We start from the raw sequence: 23,464 nt of genomic DNA, 5'->3' as shown, positions 1-23,464 counted from the left end.
CATCTATGAAAAATAGATGCCTGTCTTCACTCTTCGTTGAAATGAACTATATAGGTGTTCCAGTGATTTAGTTTATGCTTTGCTGCGGCGGATTCCAAATACAGCCAGCAGAACTGCTGCCATGCTTGCAAATGCAATCGCCCATGCGTTCATTCCGCCTTGGTCACTCATCCCGCCCATACCTGTTTTCGGCATTTCAGATGGCATATTGGAAGCGAACATATCCGGATTTTGAGCGACGATCGCTCCAGATAGTCCTTCACCTACGCCATACATGTGGGCATAAGCTTCACGAAGCTGGTTATAAGCAGTTTCAAAGTCACCTTCTAAATAGCTGTTAAATGATCCAGTCAGCTGGTCTACGTGCATTTGCAGACCTTCTGCTGTCTGTTCAGCTTCCAGACCGCCTTCAGTCGCTGTATCTAAGAACTCTGAGAATGTCGTACGATATTGATCAAGATTATTTAAGGCTTCTTCTTTTGCCGCTTCATCGCCAGCGCCTGTTGCTTCCACATAATCAACGAAATACCCGATATGCTCTGACCACATTTCTTCAAATTGAGATCCTGCTTCTTCACCGTAAACAGAAGCGATGGCTGCTGTCAGATCTTCAGTATTATTGCTCAGCGCACCTGCTGCATTTTCAAAGTCTTCGGCACCATCGCCCCCTTTTTGCATCGCAAGAACAGCCAGTGCTGCATGCTCAGAAAGCAAGTGGTTTAAGTCAGCACGCAAGTCTGCCGCTGGTGTATCAGGGTTCGTATTTTCAAAATTCTCTGGGAACTGATCTGTGATTGCTACAGACAAGTTTTCCCCTACTCCGTACATATGGTCAATACTTGTACGCAGATTCTGGTAGGCTTCGTCAAAATTGCCTTCTTCATAGTTATCAAACGCGCCAACAAGCTGATCGACGTGCATTTGCAGTCCTTCAGCTAAGGCAGAAGCGTCAAGGCGCTCACTGTAGCTGTTTCTAAGAATGCAGAGAAATCATCCCGATAATTTTCAAGATTGCTTAAGGCTTCTTCACGTCCGGCTTCATCGTCTTCGGCCGTTGCAGTTACGTAATCAACAAAAAATCCAATATGTTCAGACCACATCGACTCAAATTGAGCACCCGCTTCTTCTCCATAAACGGACGTGATCGCTGCCGTTAAATCTTGTGTATTTCCTTCAAGCGCTGCGGCTGCTTCTTCAAAATCCTCCGCCCCTTCAATCCCTTTTTGCATTGTAACTACGGCCAGGTAGGCGTGCTCGGAAAGGGACTGATCAAGTGCTGCCCTTAAATCGGCTGCTGGTGTAGAGACACTTACTTCCTGCTTATGATTTCCATGATCATTTGCGAATGCCGGGGTCGCTGTCGGTAAAATCAAAGCTGCGGACATCGGTACTACAACCAAAGATTTCTTCCAGTTCATTTGTTTTTTCATTTTCCAACCACTCCTCTTAAAATTAATTTCACTAAGCTAACGTGAGGAGTTTTGTTTTGGATCACAAAAAAACAAAAAAATTTTCAAAAAATTGCTTAATCTCTTTTCTATCAACAAAAAAAGAGGCTGATTTTTTTATCAGCCTCTTCATTTCCTTACAATTCTGCCTGCAGGACAATCTCTCCTTGAGGGAGCTGGTTATTCGCATGAGGTTCTTTTGTAATCGCAATCGCATCCCATGATTTCAGATTCTCGTCATCTACACGGTAGGTGACTGCACCGTTACCTTCCTGGTTGGTTGTAAAAGTTCCGGCCGGCTCAGGTTTTTCTCCTTCGATCAGCCATACTTGATACACTTGATCTCCTTCTAACTGATTTAAGTTATTTACCTGAATAAGCAGTTCAGCTCCTGCCTCTCGATCGACCATAGTAGCCATTCCCTGACCTTCTTCTCCTGTGGATGCAAGCTGGGCCTGCATCAGCGGTGACACCGTCCCACCGCGATCCTCAAGTTCAGTAAGGGCCGCCTGGAGATCTGACAGCGTCGTTTCAAGTTCATCGTTTTGAGAAGACAGCTGCTGCAGCTGCAGTCCTGCGAATATATTTCCTCCGATGGAAAGCAGCAGCCCTGCTGCAAGTGCTCCAGCCCAGACCTTCCAGCGCGCAGGCTTAGGAGCTATGACTCGAGCTTCCTCTTGCTCCGGCTTTTCTTCCTCTTCCTCAAATACACGATCAAGCACTCGCTCCTTCATGCCGGAAGGGGGGACTGTTTCTTTCATATAAGAAGGGAATTCTCCCATAATCTCTTCCAGTTCCTGAAGTTCCTCCTGACAGTCGGGACACTCCCGCAAATGCTCTTCAAATTCTTTTCTCTCTTTTTCCATCAGCTGATCGTTTAAATAATCAATCACTTTCCCGCATTGTTTCTCATTCATCGGTGGTCCCCCCTTTCTCTTCCAGGTGCTCACGAAGCTTCTTTAAGGCGAGCCGAACACGCCCTTTGACCGTTCCAAGCGGTATATCACATTTTTCGGCAATCTCCCTCTGGGATAAACCTTGAAAATAAAACAGACAAATTATCCGCTGCTGTTGATCGGGAAGTGTATCTATCGCCTTTCTCAAGCGGTCGCGCTCTTCTTCATCCTGGATTACCTCTTCGACAACAGGCATATTTTCATTTAATGAATCCCGGCTGTCCCATTCCACTTCCTGTACTTTCTTTTTTCGCATCAAGTCTATGGAAGCGTTCCTCGTAATTGTCAAAAGCCAGCTCGAAAATTTGCCGCGCTCACTCACGTACTGGCCCGCTCCCTTTCCTTTCCACAGTTTTATAAATACATCCTGCATCACTTCTTCTGCGGCCTGCTGATCCTTTAATAGACGATGAGCGAAAGAATATAATAATTTTTCATATCGATTATATAGTAATTCCAGTGCTTCTCTATCTTTGTTGCATATTTGTTCGTATAGTTCAAGGTCCGTCAATCTGCTCATTCAGGATTCCCCTTTTTATGCCATTGGTATTCCTTAGTATATCTATAAAAAGGAAATCTTTCACGTATTTATAGAGCATACGTACAGGAACAGCTTTTGGATGTGTTTTTTCTTAAAATAGGATAAAAGAATTATACAGCAAAAATAAAAACGGAAGACCTCCTATAAGGCCCTCAGCTGCAGCAGTTAAACCGCGGGCGTGCCAAACGTTCTCTCATAAGTCTGCTTAATCTCTTTCACGGGATTCATCAAAAACGGTTCGCGGGTCACGATTTCCTCCCTTATCAGTTCTTTGTAATAGACCAATACTTTCCTTCGGCGCTTATTGGACTTTATAGCGAAACAGTAACTAGAAACGTTTTTCTACTTACGATTTGGGGAAAAATATAATCAAAGAAATTTTAGTAGACTGAAGTATTTACATAGAATTTTATAAATATAGAATTTTATAAATATTAAAATAATATTTGAGAAGAAGATAGGATGCTTCTTCTTATAAAAAGGATGTTTCGCAATATGGAAATTAGAGAACAGCAAACGAAGCTTGCTAATAATTTTGGTAAACTGCTGCGGGATAAATTCAGCAAAGGTCCACAAGCGATCCACGTTACCATCTGCCCGCCGTATGTTATTTATTTAAGTGGTTTCGTATCTGCAACAGAGCAGGTTCTCTTAGAACAAGAACAGGATATTACAGTTAAAACAACTCGGGAGTATGTAATGAAATCTCTCGAACCCGAAATACGCGGACAAATAAAAGCTATTACAGATTTAGATATTCAGCAGATATATTATGATTGGAATCTCGCCAATCAAACGGGAGTAATTGTCGGTGTCAGCTACGAGACCCCCGCACCATCAGAGGCTTATCGCGGCAAAGAGGAAGTCCACAAGGAAATTATCCGCATCAGTGAAGAAGCGGAGAAAGTTCCGGACCATGTGGAGTCTTACAGGCTGAGCAACCGATCATTAGTGGTCATTCGTGAAGGAATTCTAGTCCCTATTGAAAAGCAGCTGGTCGCCCTGGGCTTTGATGAAAAGCTCCGTGTTGCAAAGAGGCAGCTGGAGGGTGAAATGCTGCTGAACAGCACTCAATTTTCAAGGATTCTTGATGCCACGGTTCAGGATGTTTTTGTAGACTGGGATTTCGCCCGTGATAACAGCGTGATTTCATTTGTATTAAAACCGAATAATTAGGCAGTAGTGAACTGGATAAATTTGTGCCGGACATAAGCCGAAAAGGACAGGAGATCCCTGTTCTTTTCGGCTTTTTCTATTTTCATAGAATAGATAGTAAGACTCTCGTGCACACTGTAGATAAAGTGCACATTATGACTATCCATTCAGGTTTCTATCTTATTTGAAAGGGTTTTTTCACATGATTAATAGATTTGAAATGAAGCTCTTCCATAAGGAACTGAAGCGTTTAGAGAAAGATTATGAAAGAGCAGAGGATATCGATATAAAAGAGATGATTTTAAGCCATATCGAGCTGATGAAGACGGCCATGGCCAAAGCGAAAGTTGAGAATTAATCCGTTCTCCCCCACACTCTTTTGTGCTTCTTCGAAAGATTTAACTCATCATCAGGGTTTTAGTTCGATCGCAATACTGATAGAATAATAGGCATAATAAAGAAGTGGGTGTTTAACTATGAAAGAAAATGAAGTAGAACTGCTAAAATTAATAGAAAAAAATGCGAATCTTGAAGTAGAGAAAATTGCGAAATTAATGGGTAAAAGTATAGAAGAAATCCGTGAATTAATTGATGAGCTTGAAAAAAAGAAAGCGATCCTCGGCTATTCCACGCTGATTGACTGGGCGCAGGTTCTAGACAAGGAAGACGTTACGGCAATGGTTGATGTAAAAGTAACCCCTGCGCGCGGTGTCGGTTTTGATAAAGTAGCCGAGCGTATCTATCGTTTTCCAGAGGTGAATTCCGTTTATCTGATGTCCGGCTCCTATGATTTATCCGTTTCTGTAAAAGGTAAAACGATGATGGACATTGGGAATTTCATTTCTGAAAAACTTTCAACGCTTGATTCCGTCATCTCTACAACGACACATTTTGTTTTGAAGAAGTATAAACACGATGGCATCATTCTGCATGATGATGAGGACGATGATAAGAGAATTGTGGTATCACCATGAACCAAAACCAAACCTCGTATATATCCAAGCAAGTAGCAGACTTAAAGCCATCGGGCATCCGCCGCTTTTTTGATCTCGCTGCCCAAATGGACGATGTAATTTCCCTTGGGGTCGGCGAGCCGGATTTTGTGACGCCCTGGAATTTTATCGAACAGAGCTTTCACGCTTTAGAACAAGGATACACTTCTTATACGGAAAATGCCGGCATGCTTGAGCTGCGAGAAGAGATAAGTAAATACCTCAAAAACTATCATCTGACGTATGACCCGGCGGAACAGTTAATTGTAACTGTTGGCGCAAGTCAGGCGATTGACCTTGCGCTAAGGGCAGTTGTGGAACCTGGTGATGAAGTAATCGTAGTTGAGCCAAGCTTTGTCGCTTATGTACCGACCGTCAGCCTGGCCGGAGGAAAACCTGTAACGATTCAGTCTAAGCCGGAAAATGAATTTAAGCTGACACCTGAGCAAATCGAAGAGGCGGTTACACCAAAAACAAAAGCGATCATCTTATGCAACCCCAATAACCCGACAGGCACTTTTCTAGCACACGAAGAATTAGAACAGATCGCCGAAGTTATTGAAAAGCATAACCTGCTCGTTCTATCAGATGAAATCTATGCAGAGCTTACGTACGATGAAACGTATACGAGTTTCCCTGCGATTGGACGAATGAAAGATCGTACGATTTTGATCAGCGGGTTCTCAAAAGCGTTTGCCATGACTGGGTGGCGGTTAGGCTATGCAGCCGGGCCGCCCGAGATCATCGCCGCAATGGTAAAAATCCACCAGTACACCATGATGTGCGCTCCTACGATAGCACAGCATGCAGCACTAGAAGCAATGAAGAACGGAAGACAGAGTGTACAGGATATGTTTGAGAGCTATAAACAAAGAAGGAACTTTATCGTAAGCAGCCTGAACGAAATTGGACTTACGTGTCCAAATCCGGGCGGAGCATTTTACGCCTTCCCATCCATTAAGGCAACTGGATTAAGTTCAGCCGAATTCGCAGAAGAGCTGCTAAAGGAAGAACATGTAGCTGTTGTCCCAGGTGAGGTGTTTGGGGCAAGCGGAGAAGGCTACATCCGCTGTTCGTATGCAACTTCGCTGAAACAGCTTGATGAAGCAATGGAACGTATGAAACGATTTGTTGAGAAACGGATTTAAAAAGTAGATTATAAAAATTCACGGATAAGTGAAAGCATCATCAATAGGAAATTCCTAGTTCAAGGAATTTCCTGTTTTTTTTACTCTAAGCCAGCAGGCAAGTTTGTGGAAATATAGAGAAAAACACAATGGGAAGTTACACTCGAAAATCTTCCCCTAGTTAAACTCTTCAGTCTCAGAAACCTGCCTATTAGTCACCGTTCCCTGATGAAAAAACAGCTTCCACCTTCCTTTTTGGAACTTCCAAATAGAGCTGCGGAGAGAGTTTCGCTTTTTTGTTTTATTATGTATGTAATAAGTTGTTAAAACTACATCCCTGGCGAGAGGGTGAATTTCAAAATCATACAACTTTAATTCATCAAGCGTTACACCAGCGTTTATACAATCATTTTTATTAATAATTTTTCCTGAACTCCCGAATTCAAAAAATTCATCTGCAAGTATTTTATCCAGTTCCTCAGAAGACCTCCGAACTTCGAGATTTAAATGACTTTCCTCTAATTTTTTTAATTGTTCTTTAAAGTTGTTATCCATCCATTCAGCTCCTTGTTTTGAAAAGCATGATCTACTTAAGAATAACTGCCATGTACTTTTACAGGAAAAATTTATTTAGCGTTTAGGTAATAAATCAGATTATCTGTCCATTCGCCAAACTCATGGATAAATCCTTTTCTTATACATTCAAACTCCATTCCAACACTTTCTGCTAACTTAATGGAGGGAGAATTATCTAAATTGATATGGGCTTCAATACGGTGGAATTTTAAATCGTTTAATGCAATATTTATTGCTTCTTTCACTGCTTCTTTTCCGTAGCCTTTCTTCCAATACTGGTTATGTATGGTGTAACCGATCCTGCCCCATTGAAATTCGCCTCTATATAATGTGGAAAAGTCGATCATTCCAAGATGAGTATTATCTTTTTTTCTAAAAACACCAAAGATATGAGCCGTGTCTGACACCGCTAATTCTTGATGTTTTTCTACTAGATTTGCAAACCATTCTTCCGTACATTCCTTCATATTCACTTTTCCTTTATCATACCTGTGTTGGGAAGGAAAACGGCTTTCAAATTCAGTCAGCCAATTCTTATAATCCGATTTCTTTAATGGCCTTATTACTAACCTTTCTGTTTCTGAACAAATTGTAAACTCTTCCAATGAAGCACCTCTTTTAAATTACTTAAAACCTTATTTTGTTTAAGCTGCTATCTGTTTATAGTCACCCTTAACCAGCATTCTCCGCTTCTTGCCTGACTCTTTCTAAAAACTCAAAGACAACTTTATTATTCCCCTTCTTGTTTGCCAGTTTCATCATCGCTCGACCGACAAAATTAATACCCTTGTTTTCTCCTTCATAAATAAATTTGGTTTCATGATCATCCATTTTGATTAATGTGAAGGACAGGGTGATCTCAAAAGCCTTACCGATGATGAAGTTTATTTTCTTGTGTTTCTTGTCTTCTAAGTTATTATAAGCCAATGTATGGACAATGTAGGTTTCTAACCTTTTTCCTTCTCGATATGTCTGTTTATGCTTAGCGCCAGCTTCCTCTTCACTTTTCTCAATTAACTCTTGTTCCTCTACTTTGGGCATAATCTTCTTTATATTTTTATCACGGAATAACTCCCAGACTTCCTCAATGTTCGCATCAATCATCGTTTCTTCTCTCCAAGTAATCATTCAATTTCTCCTTTGCCAGATAAAAGAAAGTCATCGATTTCTTCCATCTTTAATATTAGATCCTCTATCTGTTTGTTTATTTTGGTTCTTTTTTGCTTTAGTAACTTTTCCAGATTTTCAAATGATTCATCTTCCATAACAGCAATCATTTCCTGAATCGTAAAACCTAAACTCCTTAGCTTCACTAATAGAATGGCCAAAAAGTAACTTCCATCATCGTAATAACGATAACCGTTGTCAGGGTGGATGCAGGCAGGTTCCAGTAGTTTAACTTCAGCATAATATCTTAAAGTTTCTTTGCTTAACCCCGTTATCTCAGAAAACTTGCTAATTTTATACACACCTTGATCCTCCTGCCTCCATAATAAACCGTGGGCTGCACCCCAGAGTCAATAAAAAATAATGAAAATTTATTAACTGCTCATTATTATTCTTCTCGCAAATCTGACCATAATCCTTTCAATTACTCTACTTTTTATAAAATAAAAAGCGATATTTCACAACTTAACTCTATTCTCCATACAAAAAAGGTTCCCCAAAGGAAACCTTTCGAATTTTTTATAGCGTATCTTAATTTGCTATTGAACTCGGTAACTTATAAGGTCCCAAATCTAACTGACACCTGTTTCCAGCTTATTCTGATCGAGTAATTGAACTTCAAGTGTATGGGTATGCTCTAACTCCAGAATCACTAATTCATTATCCTTATCTTTCAACAAAGGGCCTGGCAGATAGATTCTTTGCTGCGGACCAGCTGTATTCCAGTACCTGCCTAAGTTAAAGCCATTAATGAAAATATTCCCTTTGGTAAAGCCTGTACTGTCAATAAACGTATCATGTAACCCTTCGGCATCGAATGTTCCACGGAAGAACTTCGGATATCTAACATCTTTGCCCGCCAAGAAGTTATCAGGCAGCCAATCCAATTCAATCGCGTACATTTCCCAATTAAAAAAGTACTGCTCGCCCAGCCAGATGTTACTTGTAATTCCTTTTCTGTCTGCCAGGTGTTCTCCATAATTGGCTCTTCCCATATTTTCCACCAATATTTCTAACGTGTTGCTTTCATTTGGGAAATTTAGCGTAACCTTTCTCAATTCATCATTCTTATAAATAGTAGAAACATGTTTTCCGTTAATATAAATATAGGCCCTGTCGTGGATGTCATCGATTTTCATGCTTAAACCGCCTTTTCTGTTTACCTCTGTCCGGTACAGCGTATAGCCATACGATTGATCGATCTTTTCTATGGGCAGCGGCCTGATATGCTTCACCCTACGGCTTATTTTGTTTAATACATCAAATAAACTGACCGATTCGTCCATGCTTACTGTGCCGTAACTTTTCGTGGAAATCTTGCTTTCATAGTCTTGCGGGACTTCGACATAATCGCTTAATGTTCGTTTAACGGCACGGTATTTCTCAGTGATTTCTCCACTTTCTGTTAGCAAACTATCATAGTCATAGCTGGTAATCGTGGGATAATAGATATCGTAATGGTTGGCGCCATTCATGAAGCCAAAGTTGGTTCCTCCGTGAAACATATAAAAATTCACAGAGCTTTTTTTCTCCATCAGTTCTTTAAATACGTAAACTGCCTCTTCGGCGTCTCTTGTATGGTGTTTGCCCGTCCAATAGTCGAACCAGCCAATCCAGAATTCAGCGACCATTTTGGGCGAACCCGGCTTAAATTTCTCTAACTGCTGAAAAGCACTCTCAACCTTAGAACCGAAGTTTAAAGTCGTCGTAACGTCCGGCAGGGAACCCTGATTAATGAATTCAGGGCCATCTGAAGTAAAAAGAAATGTATAAAGCCCATGCTTTTCATATTGCTTTTTGAAAAACTTCAAGTATTTCTGGTCGTTCCCATAGGCTCCGTATTCATTTTCAATTTGCATCGCTATTATGGGTCCGCCGTTTTGATATAGATACGGACGGAATTTAGGAAGTAAAACATCGTAGTATTCTTCAATATGGTGTAAGTAAGCTGGATCACTGCTGCGCAGGACGATGTCTTCTTTTAATAACCAGGCAGGAAGACCGCCCATCTCCCATTCCGCACAAATATAAGGAGACGGCCTGATAATCACATATAGTTCCAACTGATGCGCCAATCTAATAAATTGTTCAATATCGGCCATTCCTGAAAAATGAAAATCGCCCTTCTTCGGTTCGTGAAAATTCCAAGGAATATAGGTTTCCACCGTGTTTAACCCTAAAGCTTTCAATTTCTGGAGTCTGTCTTCCCAATATTCAGGCACGTTGCGAAAGTAATGGATGGCCCCAGACAAAATTTGAAAAGACTCGTTATCTAAATAGAACTCGCCATTTTTAGATTCTAACATCGTTTAACTCCCTTTTTAATATAGAAAAGCCAAAAGGTGATAACTCGACTTTTCCAGATAGCGATGCTCCATCAATCATGCTGATAAACTCTCCCTTCGGCAATTTGACTGCCTGCTTGTCCTCGCCAAAGTTCATCAGAAAAATATAATCATGATTCCCATCTGTACGGGTTTGAGCCGATATTCCCACGGGCAGCTTGCTTTCGAGTGATTTTTTAACACCGATATCTTTGATGAGTTTAGAGTAAAATTCATCATGAAAGGGCTGCTTATTGCGAGATGCCACATAATAGGCTTTCCCCTGACCGAGCTGATTTACCGTCAGAGCAGGGCGACCGGCATAAAAATCATCCTGATAGGAAGCTAAGACTTCGGCACCTTCTGCATGAATTAAGTCACATAACTCATAAGCCATATACTCTCCGCTAATTCCTAAATCATTTTCTCCGAATTTAATAGAATTCGTCTGTCCGTCATACAGTCCGTCGATTTCTTCAGACCAGATGCCCATTGTGTGACGAAGAGGACCAGGGAATCCTCCTAAGAAGGTTAAATCATTTTCATTTACGATGCCGGACCAATAAGTGGTTACAAATGTGCCGCCTTGTTTCACAAACTCTTCTATTCTTTCTCCCACTCCCGGCCTCACCATATACAGCATGGGGGCAGCGACAAGTTTGTATTTAGATAAATCACTGTCCATATCGATGACATCAACAGGAACTCCTTGTTTCCAGAAGGCCTGATAATGCACGGCTACTGTTTTCTCATACTTGACTCCCTGATTGCGGGGACCTTGAGCATCTTTGACAGCCCATCTATTTTCCGTATCAAAAATAAGAGCCACTTCGGCATCGACTGAGGTTCCAACGACAGCGTCTAATTGATTAAGAGTTTCGCCCACTTTTGCAACGTCATTAAACACCCGGGTATGTTCGTTTCCGACATGATCGACAACCGCTCCATGGAACTTTTCACTAGATCCTCTGCTCTTTCTCCACTGAAAATATTGAACAGAGTCTGACCCGTGCGCCACTGCCTGCATGGAAGACAGCAAATGCATGCCGGGCCTCTTCAGTTTGCTGATTGGCTGCCAATTGGTCAGGCTCGGCGTGCTTTCCATCAATAAAAATGGCTGGCCGCCCTTGATGGAACGAAACATGTCATGATTCATCGCCACCCAAGCCGCTTGATTTACATCGCCCTCATTATCATGCCACGTCGGGTAGGAATCCCAGCAGACGAAATCCAGTGCTTCAGAGAACTTCGCGTAATTTAACCCTTCAAACGCCTCCATAAAGTTAGTTGTAGCCGGCAAGTCAGGGTTCACAGATTTCAGCGGTTTAACCTCATGTTTATAAAAATCAAGCGTCTGATCGGTCACAAATCGCTTCCAATCTAGATTTAGACCATGTACCATCTTCTCTCCGTGTGGTGCTGGTGATTCAATTTGCGGCCAGGACGTATACGTATGGCTCCAAAACGTCGTCCACCAGCTATGATTTAAGTTATCCAACGTCTCATATTTATCTTTCAGCCATTTACGGAAGGCCTCCTGGCAATAATTACAGTGGCATTCCCCGCCATATTCATTGGAGATATGCCACCCGATTACCGCTGGATGAGTGGAATACCTATCCGCCAGTTTACTGTTCATAATCGAAACTTTTTCGCGGTAAACAGGAGAGGTATAACAATGGTTGTGTCTTAGACCATGCAGATTTCTTACCCGGTTTGGCCCGACCCGCAGGACTTCCTCATACTCTTCAGACATCCATGCAGGACGCGCTCCAGTGGGTGTGGCTAAAAACACATAGATGTCATTCTCCGCTAACTTCCCGAGTACATGGTCCAGCCAATCAAAGTTAAATACACCTTCCTCCGGCTCAAGTTTTGCCCAGGAAAAGATGCCGACAGACATAACGTTACATTTAGCCAGCTTCATTAACCGAAGATCTTCTTCAAATATCCCTGGATACTCTGCCCATTGTTCCGGGTTATAATCAGCACCATGAAGCATTTTGGGAATTTTATTACTGACTGGTTTATATTTTTTCGTCATATAATCACCTTTCTTCTACTTAATCAAGTGGAAAACTAAATAAAATTCCCCCTGTCTCCCTTCTAGGCAAAACAAGGGGATGATCATGTACTTTATTGTTTTTCTAAGACAAAGTGGTCGAGGTAACCCGAGTAAGATCCACTCGTTTCCGCATCAAAATTAATTTCTAAGTTTCCGTTTCTAACTTCAATATTTTCAATCGAATACTTTCTCCAAATCATTTTACCTCCAGGAACGTCCATCGTTTCTACCTTAGTGCTGAGCTCCTTTCCTTGGGTAATTGCAGAAAGCTGCATGTCTGTCTCATCAGTGGTTTGGTTTTCTCCTCTGGCATAAAGAGAAAGCTTGTATTGACCATCAGGGAGTTTCTTAACCTTTTGTCTTAAATTCAACTTTTCTCCCGGCTCAAGGGAAAACTTAAGCGAGTGATCGCCGGCATAAGCTTCTGTTACAAAATCATCAGGTGTAATGACTTCAGCTTCCGCTGCTTTGCTCTTCAGTTTCCATCCACGCAAGTTGCCGGTTTCAAATCCGCCATTAGCGAGCAGCTCATCACTATAATCGTAAACGGCCTTATAGCTTGAACTTACGATTGGACTGTAATCCAAGATCGTTCGTTCTGAGCCCCACTGGCCAGACACGTAATTGTAGCCCGATCGTTTCGACGCGGCCTGAATATTAACGTTTTGAGAAATTTGGATCGGACCGGCATATACACGGATCGAATCATAGTCTTTAATATACGGAGCTCCTGCTAGTTCTTTCGTTGATCCGCTGCCGCTGATCGGATTGGCGCCATCGATCGTAAAGTAAATCCCTGCATTCGGAGTCTCTGTATCAAGCTCAATATAGCTCCCACCCTTTACAACATGCCTCGTCGAATAAGAGTATCCATCACCATCTGCAACGTTTACCTCACGGCCATCAGGCAGGCTGAACGTTGGCGCTTTGGCAGCCGATGACGCATTTTCTCTTACAATGACATGAGCAAAGGCATTATTTTCTTTACCGGCAACACTTCCAAACACGATGTATTCTCCAGGAACATTTACATTAACTTCCGCCACGTTTTCCTCGTTCCATTCCACCGGCTGTTTCGTGATCGAACGCTTGCTATCTCCCATCATTCCGTTGTTTTTGACAGCTATAATCTCTTCCGGCATCTGAAGGCTGTTACCCTTATTTAAAACGACTTGGGTTTCCCAGCCGTACGCATACTCTTCCGCATCATCAGGTACCATCTGGCCGCCTCTTACCAGATTAAAAGTTTGAAGCGAAGGAAGCGCATAGCCATTGATATCAAATAAGCCGGCTACTTCCCATCCTGTTCCATATGGAGTCGCCCATCCTGTTGTGTTACCCGGCAGCCAGGCTGGTTCCCAATAAAAAGCCCCCAGGCCTTTTTCATTCTTAATATTTGCTGCCACATTAATAACCTCGCGAAGAGCCGTAGCTTGTCCTTGAATAGAAGCTGCCAATCCAACAGTACTGACATCGCCATGCTTAAAATTTTGTGGTGTGTCGTCACCGGCATCTTCCTGGATCGTCCAAGGGTAGGCTGTTTCAGCGATGAATGCATACTTCCCGTATTTCTCGGTGATGTTATTGAGATTATTTAACACTTCATCGTATGTTCCATGCCATGATAGATAGTAAGATGCACCAATGGCATCATAGTCGACATCATTTTTTTCCATAGCTGAAGCAAAACTGTTATAGAGCCATGTATTGTTGCCGTTAGCAAGATGGAAAGAAACCATTGCTTTGTTCTCTGGATCATCTGCATGAGGATCTGTGCTGCGTACAGCTGCGGCACCGGCTTTAAAAATGTCTACGGCCACAGGATTCATGTATCCTTCAGAGGTAAGGTTGAACTTCTGATCTAAAATATCGCTATTTGTCTCGTTGCCGATACCAACCATGTTCGGATACACGCTTTCAGCCTTCATTTTCTCTAAAGACTCTGTCGTAAAGTCTCCCACTGCATCCACTAGTTCCTCGCCTTCTAAATCCGACCATTCTTTTGGTTTAATCTGCTGGCCGGGATGTGCCCAAAAATCGCTGTAATGGAAGGTGACAAACAGGTTCATGCCTCTTTCCTTGGCCTGCTTGGCAAGAGCAATGGTGGAATCCAGATTACTGTTTCCACCGCCATAAGGGTTGCCGAATTTATCATATGGATCGTTCCATACTCTCAATCGAACCCAGTTCACACCATTTTCCTCTAACACATCAAATAGGTGTGATTCTTGACCATCTAAATTATAAAACTTCTTACCCTCTTCCATAATCTGGTGCAATGAAGAAACATCTGCACCCATCATAAAGTCAGGTCTATTGTTGTTTTGAAGTTCATGTACGGGTTCTACTATTGGTGCGGGCCCTCCAGAAACTGTTACTTTCCTAGTGACCTGATAATCTTTTCCATTATCATCCGTTGCATTTAATGTAAGAGCAGCCTGTCCTGTTCCTACGGCATCGATTCTTCCAGTATGCGAATCTACATCGACAACATGATCATTGCTTACTTCCCAGGAGTAATCTTCAATCGAAGTTCCATTAGCTGAGAATTGCAATACAGTGAAATCCCCAGGAACCATCGATAAGTCTCCACCCTTGATTTCAACTGAAGATTTTTCAGCTGATACAGGAGGAACTATTGAAAAAAGCATTAGAACGATTAAAAACAAGCTAAGTAATTTTCCTGATTTCATACACGATCTCCTCTCTTAAATTATGATATTGCCTTGAATGCACGGTCACCTCCCTATTAAACAATCTAAATAAAACTACCCGTCCCCTATAGAGGACAAGGGAACAGGTAGTTTTGCAGGCATGTCTTTACTTCTCCCAGATTGCGGGCATGGCTTAATAAAAGTTAGGTTCAATATCCAGCCCAAACTGGAAGATACCGCTTTTCAGACGGTACTTTTCCAAAACATCCGGTCCGCAGCTTGAAAAACCAAGGCCATGCTGTTTGTGATCGATGAGGAGCGTAATGAAATCTTGCTTCACTAAGTCATATGTGTGCTGTGCTTTTTCCAGATTTTCAGGTGTGTAATACTGGGCGTTAAAATCAAAGACAGGCTCACCATTAAATTTAAGGCCGATTCCTGATTCGTTGGTAACTTGAGCCCACTGTACTTCATGCCTGCTGCCGTTTTCCTGCGGATAAACATATGGGGTATAGAAATCCTCTGCTTTTTTCGTCCAGACTCCTACCCTATTTGCCTGTTTGCTATCGACGTACGCTTCTCCCGGTCCCAGTCCGTACCACTTTACACGATCAAAATCAGCGGGAACTTCCATTCTCAAACCGATTCTAGGAAAAGTCTGAGGAAGTCGGCCATAAGGTTCACCTTTCACGTCAATCTCGAGCTTTCCACTGAAATCGATCGTATAAGTATAAGTAGCCGTAATTCCCCAATTTAAGACGGGCGGGGCTACACGTGCATCTACTATGATTTCCACTTCTTGTGATCCATGCTTTTGATAATGTACGGAATTTATACGTTCCTGCAGCAAATGGAGTCCATATTTTTTCCACCCTTTACTGGAGGAAATATCCTTCCAGTGAGCTTGGGCCCACAGATCATTATCGATCGGCGCACGCCATAAATTGAGCGCCGGCCCTGTTTTAATTAGATCAATTCCTTGATACTTATAGCCGGAGAGCCTTCCAGACACTTTATCCATTTGAACTTCAAAATCTTCTCCAATCACCTCAAGCTTCTGTTTGGAATCTTTGACTTCAAGAGGCTGTCCCTGGCGAGCAACCTTCTCTCTTTCTTTCTTTGGAACGGGCAGTTCGAATTGAGCCCATGCGACAGTATGTCCCGTTTGGGCCCATCCCGTATGATTTGCCAGTGTGAATTCAAGGTTTAACAAGCAGTCGTTTTCAGATTTAGGAAGCAATTCATACGGCAAAACCACTTCCTGACTTGTACGAGCTTTTATATCGCTGACTGAAAAAGTTCCACTTGCGATAACTTCTTCTCCTGACATAATCGTCCAAGCGGCGTGTAGATGATCCAGTGAAAGAAAGTCATAGCGGTTGGTTACTTTGACTTTTCCTTTTTCCAAATCTACGGATTCTACCAAGACAGGTTCGATAACTTTTTTGTATTCAATAAGCGCCGGAGAAGGTGTACGATCGGCCATAACGAGACCGTCAATGACGAAGTTGGAATCGTTTGGTTCTTCTCCGAAATCTCCGCCGTAAGCAAAATACTCTTCTGCGTCTTCAGTCATCTGGCGAATTCCATGATCAAGCCATTCCCACACAAAGCCGCCTTGCAAACGGTCGTATTTATAGAAGGTATCCCAGTATTCCTTCAAACCGCCAGGTCCATTCCCCATGGCGTGAGCGTATTCACACAAAATGTGAGGCTTTATTAAATCGTTACGCTGACCTAATGCATCCATAACTTCTACTGCAGTATACATTGTCGTAAATACATCAGAGCTTTCTGGATCTCGTTTTGGATCATAATTGCTTTCAGATCTTGTGATCGCGCGGCATTCTCCTTCATAGTGAATGAGCCTCGTATCATCATATTTTTTCGCCCAGTCAGCCATCGCGGTATGGTTTTGGCCAAAGCCCGATTCATTTCCGAGGGACCACATGATAATGGAAGGATGATTTTTGTCGCGGCATACCATCCGCTTCATCCTGTCCATGTACGCTTCTTCCCACTCTGGATCATCACTCAGCTGATCCCAGTTGCCGATTACTTCAAATCCATGAGTTTCCAGATCTGCCTCGTCTATTACATATAAGCCATAGCGGTCACATAAGTCATAAAAACGCGGGTCATTTGGATAGTGGGCCGTCCTTACTGCATTGATGTTGTGCTGTTTCATCAGCTTGACGTCGGCCTCCATCCATTCCAATGGCACAGCACGTCCTAAATCAGGATGATGATCGTGGCGGTTGACGCCTTTGAGCTTAATGGCTGCCCCGTTTACAAAAAACAGTCCATCCTTCAACTCTATTGATCGAAAGCCGACCTGCGTAGGAATAACTTCTGCAACATTCCCTGCTTCCTGTAAGGAAATTAGCAGCTTATACAAATAAGGATTTTCAGCCGACCAATTACTTGGATTTTTAATAGAAAAAGTCTGGATTACGGTTTCTGTGCTGTTCGCTTCAATCGAAACAGCCGGGCTTTCCTCTTCATTCATTACCTGCTGATCGTCTGCATCGAGCAAGTGATACTGCAGTTTATAATCAGAAACAGCCTGATGGCTGCTGTTTTCTATAATGGTTTCTACATGGAGCGTTGCATACTCGTAATTCTCATCAAAACTTGTTTTTACAAAAAAGTCCTCGAGATGCACCTTAGGAACAGCCAGTAAATAAACATCTCGGAAAATACCGCTCAGCCACCACATATCCTGATCTTCAATATAGGATCCATCTGACCATTGATACACCTGGACAGCTAACTGATTCTTCCCTTCCTTCAGGTAAGAGGTGAGATCAAATTCTGCTGGAACACGGCTTCCCTGGCTGTAGCCGACTTCCTGGCCGTTTACCCATAAGTAAAACGCGCTGTCTACACCTTCAAACCTCACCATCACCTGCTGATCCACCCAGTCTTGTGAAATCCAAAAATCCCTCACGTAAGAGCCGGTTGGATTTTCGCTTGGCACATATGGCGGGTCTACCGGAAATGGATAGACGACGTTCGTATAAGCGGGCTTGCCATATCCGTGCATCTGCCAGGAGGATGGAACATATAAATCATCCCAGTCGGTTGTGTCAAAACCTTTCTCATAAAAGGCTTCCGGTGCAAGACTTGGACTTTCCGCATAGTGAAACTTCCACTTTCCATTTAGCAGTTTAAAAGATGATGAATTTTTCCGATCGAATGTTAAGGCACCCGATTGATCTGCAAATGGAATGAAATGAGCGCGTTCTTTTTTTCGGTTTCTGTGAAGTACTTGTATGTTTTCCCAATCGTTTCTGTTCTGTGACAATGCTCCTGCCTCCTTTTTATCCTTTGACTGATCCCATCATGCCGGCTACAAAATGCTTCTGCATCACGAAGAAAACGATAGCCGTAGGCAGAGTGGCGATCACAATCGCGGTCATTATGACTCCATAGTCCGGTGAATAGCCCGCCCCCAGGTTTGAAATAAGCAGCGGAATCGTTTGGTTCTCTGGTGATTGAAGAACAACCAATGGCCATAAATAGTTATTCCAGCTATTCATAAACGCAATTATCGCAGCTGCGGCATAAGTTGTTTTCATCGTTGGCAAATAAATACGGAAAAAGATTCCTAATTCACTTAAGCCATCAATTCTTCCCGCTTCCACCAGCTCTTTTGCGAACATCTTCGTATTCTGACGGAAGAAAAAGATGAAGAACGCAGTGATGACTGTCGGCAGGATCGCTGCAGCTAATGTATCAATCCCAAGGAACGGGATAGTCGATGAAACACCTCCAAACAATCGATACAACGGAATCATAATTGCTGCAAATGGAATCATCATAGATAACAGCAGTATGTTGAAAATCCTATCTTTTCCAGGAGTGCGGTAAATTTCAAAACCATATCCGGCAAGAGATCCGATTAATAAAGTTAGAAAAGTCGTAATGACGGCGATAATGGTTGAATTCACGAGTGCCGTCACAATATCGACGGATCCAAATAAGACTTTAAAGTTCTCGAATAAGTGAGTGCCGGGCAGTAACCGCCCCTGAGTCACATCAACGGACTTATTTGTCATACTGACGAGCATCCATAAGAACGGAAAAATGGACACAAGAGCCGCAACGCTTAAAAAGGTGTATGTAGCTATTCGTTTTAATTTTCTCACTTGTCATCACCTGCCACTTTAAATTGGATCAAGGATAAGATAACGATCAGAATTACAATCACGTAGGATACTGTTGCTGCATATCCAAAGTCAGGGCTGTACTCAAAGGAAAGGTTGTAAATGTACATGGAAATGGAAAGCGTGGCATTCCCTGGCCCACCGTTTGTTATGTTCATGATTTCATCAAAAATTTGCAGCGTTCCGATCGTAGAGATTATCGAAGTAAATAAGATAATGGGTTTTAGCATTGGGACGGTAATATAGAAAAATTGCTGAGAGCTTGAAGCTCCGTCCATTTTCGCAGCTTCATACATGGACTTGTCTACATTCTGTAATGCCGATAAGTAGAAGATCATATTGTACCCTGTCCATCTCCAGGTGATCGCTGCAATGATTGTGATTTTTGCAAGAATTGGATCGGACAGCCAATTAAGCGGTTGAGAAATCAATGACATATCAAGAAGAAACTGATTGATTAAGCCATCTACCCCAAACAGATATTTAAAGATAACGGCATATGCTACAAGGGAGGTTACACATGGTAAAAAGATAGCTATCCGGAAGAACCCTTTGAATTTCAGCGTGGCATCGTTCAATAAAACAGAAAAGAATAATGCAAGAACAATCATAATGGGAACTTGAACGAGCAGGTAAATAAAGGTGTTCGTCAGGGCAGCAATGAAGGTCGGATCATTAAATAGCCTGATATAGTTATCTAACCCTACATACTCCAAGTTGGCTCCCATCCCTGACTGAAAGGAAAGGAGCAGTGCTCTGATCATCGGATAGAAATAAAATAAACAGATCCCAAGTGCAGCGATAAGAATAAATATCCATCCGATATAATTCTTTTTCAGCCGGCTTTTGGCTGATTTTTTGTTCATGGTATAAGACATACTTGCTCTTTCGGTCAACTTATTCATCTTTCTCCTCCTTACACATAAGACAATCCCGGCTTTAAAGAAAAAGGATTCTTTGAAAGTACGAGCAGCTTTCGCAGAATCCCTTTTTAAAAACCTATTTAGCCGTGAATCTCTTATTAGAGATGGGAAGGCATTATCCTTCTCGAAAAATTACTTCAATTGCGATTCAGCTTGTGCCTGGGCATCTGCTAATGCATCATCTAAGCTTTTCCCTTTTAAGTAGTTTTGCATTTCCGCTGCCAAAATATCTTCAATCGCATAGGTATGCAAACCATAGTTTACGCTAGGGATCTCTTCCATCCACGTAGAGTAGTCAGAAATAACCTTTTGTCCACTGAAAAATTCGTCTTCTTTCTGATAAGCTTCTCCGTCTGAAGCTGGTGTGTAAGTACCGATCGCACCGACTTCTTGGACGAGCTCCTGATAGAATTCGTTGCTTGCGCCAAATGTTTCACCAAGAAATTCGGCTGCTTTTTCTTTACCAGGAATGTTTAACACATAGAAGGAGCTTCCTCCCTGGTTTGACGCATTAACGGCACCTTCCATATCAAGGCGTGGAATTGGAGCTACTTCCCAATTACCAGCCTGAGATTCTTCCGCCTGAATACTGGCTCCAATCCAGTTACCGCTTGGAACAGTTGCCACATCGCCGCTGTTGAAAGAAGCAATGAACTGGCTCCAGTCAGAGTTAGCTTTTACAAAATCTGCTTCAATCATAGCTTTATAGTTTTCAAAAGCTTTTCTTAAAGGTTCGTTATCTACAAGGTTTACCGTGCTTCCATCATCTTCAACGTACCAGGAACCTGCACTTTGAATCATGACACGAATAATACCTAAGTCATTTGGATCAAGGGAAATCATATCTTTGCCTGTTTTCTCTTTTACATCTTTACCGATTTCAATATACTTTTCCCAAGTGATACCGCTAAGGTCTTCCTTCGTGTACCCAGCTTCTTCAAGATAGTCGGTACGGTAGAAAAGTCCCGTTACGCCTGTATCAAATGGCAGTCCATACTGGTTTCCATCAAGACTTGTAGGTTCAATTTTGTAGTTAGCGAAATCATCCGTATTAATATAGTCGTTAATTGGATAGAAAGCATCTGGATATGACTGCAGGAAGCTTTGTGCTCTCTGGTCTTCAATTAATACAATATTAGGCATCCCCTTCATACTTCCGGAGCTAAGCCCAGTATTTAATTTTGAAACAATATCATCCTGTGCATTTTCAATAATTTCGAGGTTAATGTCACCATCATAATTTTCTTTCGCAAGATTCAGGGCCGCAATGTTAAAATACGGATCCCATGCCCAAGCTGTAATTTGATCCGGCTCTTCACCGTCTCCAGAATCCCCGCTTGCATCATCAGAAGAACAAGCTGCCAGCATCAGGACTGTTATCATGGCCACCACGAGAAGCCATCCCTTTTTAAACTGTAAATCCTTCATTCATGAATCCCCCCTCTTTTATGTAAGCGTTATCATTACCGCTTGATCAAATCATACCATCCATAAAAAAAAGACCGTTAGAACGATCTTTAGATATTTATTTAAATATCTTTAGAAGTTTTCCCCGCGAAGAAAGCCTTTTTTTGTATTATTTTTAGATTTGGTAATTTCTTTAGAACTTTCGTCTAATAGAGGCAAGATAATTTTTACTTTTGTCCCTTTTTTCAATTCGCTCGATACTTCCACTCCATAGTCAGAACCAAATAACAGTTGAATTCTCTCATGGACATTCCTAACACCAATGCCGCTGAAAAGCTGTCTCTTCCCTCTATGACTGTGCATTTTGTCTATCCTCATGCCATCACCCGTGTCGATAACCTCACAAATAAGCTTATTATCTCTTTGGGCAATCATGATTTGAATAAACCCTTGCTTCTTATCGGTGAAAGCATGGAAAAACGCATTTTCTATAAATGGCTGGATTACAAGCTTAGGCAAGTGATAGTGTAAACAATCCGGAGAGATAAGGGTATTTACTTTAATTCGATCTCCATATCTTGTTTGATTAATTAAAACATAGTTTTTTATGTTAGCCACTTCTTGTTCAACGGTAATGGTCTCGTCCACATTACCAAGTGCATTCTGTAATAGTGGAATCAGCGCATCAATGGTCTCAAAAGCTTCTTCTTTTTTATTCTCTTTGACGAGGAATTTGACGGACGTTAACGTGTTATAAAGGAAGTGTGGATTAATCTGGTGCTGCAGGGCTTCAAGTTCAGACTTTCTCTGCTTTCGCTGAGCCTTAAGTAAATCATCAACATGATCCTGTAATTCACTGAGCATATAGTTAAAGGCATGAGCCAATTTCCTTGCTTCATAGCCGCCACTCTCTTCGACAGGTTTATTAAAATCGTACTTTGCCATATCAGAAATTTCCTTAACTAGTCGGCGCAGCGGGGTTGTGATTCTTCTCGATATAATAAGTACAACTGCAACCGCGAGCACTACAATACCTATACTTATCAGGACAATTTCTTTAGTATCCACCAAGTTTTCTAAAACCAGTTCTTTATCCACAAGGTTTACAAGATACATATCAAGTGCGGGCAGATCAGCCGTCAGCAGCATATAATCTTTATCGAAAACGTGTACATTCTGATATTCCAGCCTGTTTTCTTCTGTTTCTTTGGCAGCTTCCAACAAGTCAGGTGCATGCTGTCCAATTAATTTCTCGTCGTTACTAGAAATAATCCTGCCGTTTCCATTCATGACGAGTACACTGTTCCCTTCGCTCGTGTAGCCATCATAAAACTCCCTGAGATCGCGTTCACGAATGGGGATATATAAATAACCATAAACGTTTTCCGTGGACCTCTCCGTAAGCGCCTTTGTCGCGACGATCATAGGCCGGCCGTCAGTAAACTCCCCATCTGAAACAAATTGATACATAATCTCATTAGGATTCGCCTCTGTGGTTTGCGTGATCTGATGGTCGATAAGCGTATCAGCCGAAACCGACCAATTGATATATTTCATATTAAATAACCGTCTGTTTTTACCCAAAATAATCATGTTGGCGTCATTTGGATTACTAGAAAAAATCCTTTCCATTTGCTCCTCGATGGTATAAAAGGTATTGGACGTTTCAAGTGAGCTTACATTCTCTTTTGTTAATAACCGCTTAATCGTCCCGTTGTTCTGCACGTTGATGGTCGTAAACACAACCGAATAGCTGTAAGATTCAAACTGCTGCCTAATTTGGTTAAGTACTTTTGTGTTCGTAATGCTGAAAGTTTCAATAAATAGATTATTAGACATGCGAATGGTGCTAAACGTAACGAGCACAGTAACGGTAATGATGCTAATAACCATGACAAGAAACATTTTAATAAATAAACTATTGATTTGAATGGCTCGTAAAATTTTTTTCATAGTCAGT

The 23,464-nt window shown here is 41.9% G+C and carries 18 protein-coding genes and 1 pseudogene; 4 read left to right on the top strand and 15 right to left on the bottom strand.

The genetic code is table 11. The features are described from left to right. Positions 1-72: 72 nt before the first annotated feature. From HUS26_RS00835 to HUS26_RS00825, 3 genes and pseudogenes are all read right to left on the bottom strand, one after another. Positions 73-1,418, bottom strand: a pseudogene (locus HUS26_RS00835) (copper amine oxidase). A 167-nt stretch (positions 1,419-1,585) separates the two neighbouring features. After that, the gene (locus HUS26_RS00830; protein ID WP_173915351.1) at positions 1,586-2,365 is read right to left on the bottom strand and encodes an anti-sigma factor; all 780 of its coding nucleotides are present in this window, start codon (positions 2,363-2,365) and stop codon (positions 1,586-1,588) included. Next, complete coding sequence (locus HUS26_RS00825; protein WP_173915350.1) at positions 2,358-2,924, bottom strand: RNA polymerase sigma factor; 567 nt, start codon at positions 2,922-2,924, stop codon at positions 2,358-2,360. The genes HUS26_RS00830 and HUS26_RS00825 overlap by 8 nt, the downstream gene beginning before the upstream one ends. 516 nt (positions 2,925-3,440) lie before the next feature. On the opposite strand from HUS26_RS00825, the gene HUS26_RS00820 reads away from it, so the two are divergent. The 4 genes from HUS26_RS00820 to HUS26_RS00805 all read left to right on the top strand — a co-directional run bounded on the left by HUS26_RS00820 (position 3,441) and on the right by HUS26_RS00805 (position 6,240). Continuing rightward, entirely contained in the window at positions 3,441-4,121 is a 681-nt protein-coding gene (locus HUS26_RS00820; protein ID WP_173915349.1) for a Na-translocating system protein MpsC family protein, read from the top strand. Between the two features lie 181 nt (positions 4,122-4,302). Continuing rightward, positions 4,303-4,458, top strand: a complete 156-nt coding sequence (locus HUS26_RS00815) for a hypothetical protein (protein WP_173915348.1) — start codon at positions 4,303-4,305, stop codon at positions 4,456-4,458. A gap of 118 nt (positions 4,459-4,576) precedes the next feature. Further along, on the top strand, positions 4,577-5,074 hold the full coding sequence (locus HUS26_RS00810; RefSeq protein WP_173915347.1) for an Lrp/AsnC family transcriptional regulator: 498 nt from the start codon (positions 4,577-4,579) through the stop codon (positions 5,072-5,074). After that, positions 5,071-6,240, top strand: coding sequence for an aminotransferase (locus HUS26_RS00805; protein ID WP_173915346.1), 1,170 nt, complete (start codon positions 5,071-5,073; stop codon positions 6,238-6,240). Before HUS26_RS00810 ends, HUS26_RS00805 begins: the two co-directional genes overlap by 4 nt. A gap of 156 nt (positions 6,241-6,396) precedes the next feature. Here the strand turns inward: HUS26_RS00805 and HUS26_RS00800 are convergent, their stop codons facing one another. The 12 genes from HUS26_RS00800 to HUS26_RS00745 form a co-directional block, all read right to left on the bottom strand. Continuing rightward, positions 6,397-6,774 carry a DUF4440 domain-containing protein gene (locus tag HUS26_RS00800; protein ID WP_173915345.1) on the bottom strand — a complete coding sequence of 126 codons (378 nt, stop codon included), beginning with the start codon at positions 6,772-6,774 and terminating at the stop codon, positions 6,397-6,399. A 71-nt stretch (positions 6,775-6,845) separates the two neighbouring features. After that, positions 6,846-7,400 carry a GNAT family N-acetyltransferase gene (locus tag HUS26_RS00795; protein WP_173915344.1) on the bottom strand — a complete coding sequence of 185 codons (555 nt, stop codon included), beginning with the start codon at positions 7,398-7,400 and terminating at the stop codon, positions 6,846-6,848. 67 nt (positions 7,401-7,467) lie between these two features. Further along, the gene (locus HUS26_RS00790; protein WP_173915343.1) at positions 7,468-7,923 is read right to left on the bottom strand and encodes an SRPBCC family protein; all 456 of its coding nucleotides are present in this window, start codon (positions 7,921-7,923) and stop codon (positions 7,468-7,470) included. Further along, a complete protein-coding gene (locus HUS26_RS00785; protein ID WP_173915342.1) occupies positions 7,920-8,264 on the bottom strand; it encodes a MerR family transcriptional regulator in 345 nt (114 codons plus the stop codon). The genes HUS26_RS00790 and HUS26_RS00785 overlap by 4 nt, the downstream gene beginning before the upstream one ends. Positions 8,265-8,534: 270 nt before the next feature. Beyond that, on the bottom strand, positions 8,535-10,268 hold the full coding sequence (locus HUS26_RS00780) for a glycoside hydrolase family 35 protein (RefSeq protein ID WP_173915341.1): 1,734 nt from the start codon (positions 10,266-10,268) through the stop codon (positions 8,535-8,537). Then, positions 10,255-12,330: a beta-galactosidase gene (locus tag HUS26_RS00775; RefSeq protein WP_173915340.1), complete on the bottom strand. Its 2,076-nt coding sequence runs from the start codon at positions 12,328-12,330 to the stop codon at positions 10,255-10,257. Before HUS26_RS00775 ends, HUS26_RS00780 begins: the two co-directional genes overlap by 14 nt. A gap of 92 nt (positions 12,331-12,422) precedes the next feature. Then, positions 12,423-15,044: a glycosyl hydrolase 53 family protein gene (locus tag HUS26_RS00770; protein ID WP_173915339.1), complete on the bottom strand. Its 2,622-nt coding sequence runs from the start codon at positions 15,042-15,044 to the stop codon at positions 12,423-12,425. A gap of 154 nt (positions 15,045-15,198) precedes the next feature. Then, on the bottom strand, positions 15,199-18,312 hold the full coding sequence (gene ebgA, locus HUS26_RS00765; RefSeq protein WP_173915338.1) for a beta-galactosidase subunit alpha: 3,114 nt from the start codon (positions 18,310-18,312) through the stop codon (positions 15,199-15,201). 16 nt (positions 18,313-18,328) lie between these two features. Next, positions 18,329-19,156, bottom strand: a complete 828-nt coding sequence (locus tag HUS26_RS00760; protein WP_173915337.1) for a carbohydrate ABC transporter permease — start codon at positions 19,154-19,156, stop codon at positions 18,329-18,331. After that, the gene (locus HUS26_RS00755; RefSeq protein WP_173918699.1) at positions 19,153-20,040 is read right to left on the bottom strand and encodes a carbohydrate ABC transporter permease; all 888 of its coding nucleotides are present in this window, start codon (positions 20,038-20,040) and stop codon (positions 19,153-19,155) included. The genes HUS26_RS00760 and HUS26_RS00755 overlap by 4 nt, the downstream gene beginning before the upstream one ends. 189 nt (positions 20,041-20,229) lie before the next feature. Beyond that, positions 20,230-21,525 carry an ABC transporter substrate-binding protein gene (locus tag HUS26_RS00750; protein ID WP_173915336.1) on the bottom strand — a complete coding sequence of 432 codons (1,296 nt, stop codon included), beginning with the start codon at positions 21,523-21,525 and terminating at the stop codon, positions 20,230-20,232. Between the two features lie 111 nt (positions 21,526-21,636). Beyond that, positions 21,637-23,457 (bottom strand): sensor histidine kinase, encoded by a 1,821-nt coding sequence (locus tag HUS26_RS00745; RefSeq protein ID WP_173915335.1) that lies wholly within the window; start codon positions 23,455-23,457, stop codon positions 21,637-21,639. Between the last annotated feature and the right edge of the window lie 7 nt (positions 23,458-23,464).

It is taken from the genome of Halobacillus sp. Marseille-Q1614, assembly GCF_902809865.1.
Lineage (GTDB): Bacteria > Bacillota > Bacilli > Bacillales > Halobacillaceae > Halobacillus_A.
The sequence above is the reverse complement of the archived record's forward strand: the minus strand, read 5'-3'. Positions and strand labels throughout refer to the sequence as shown.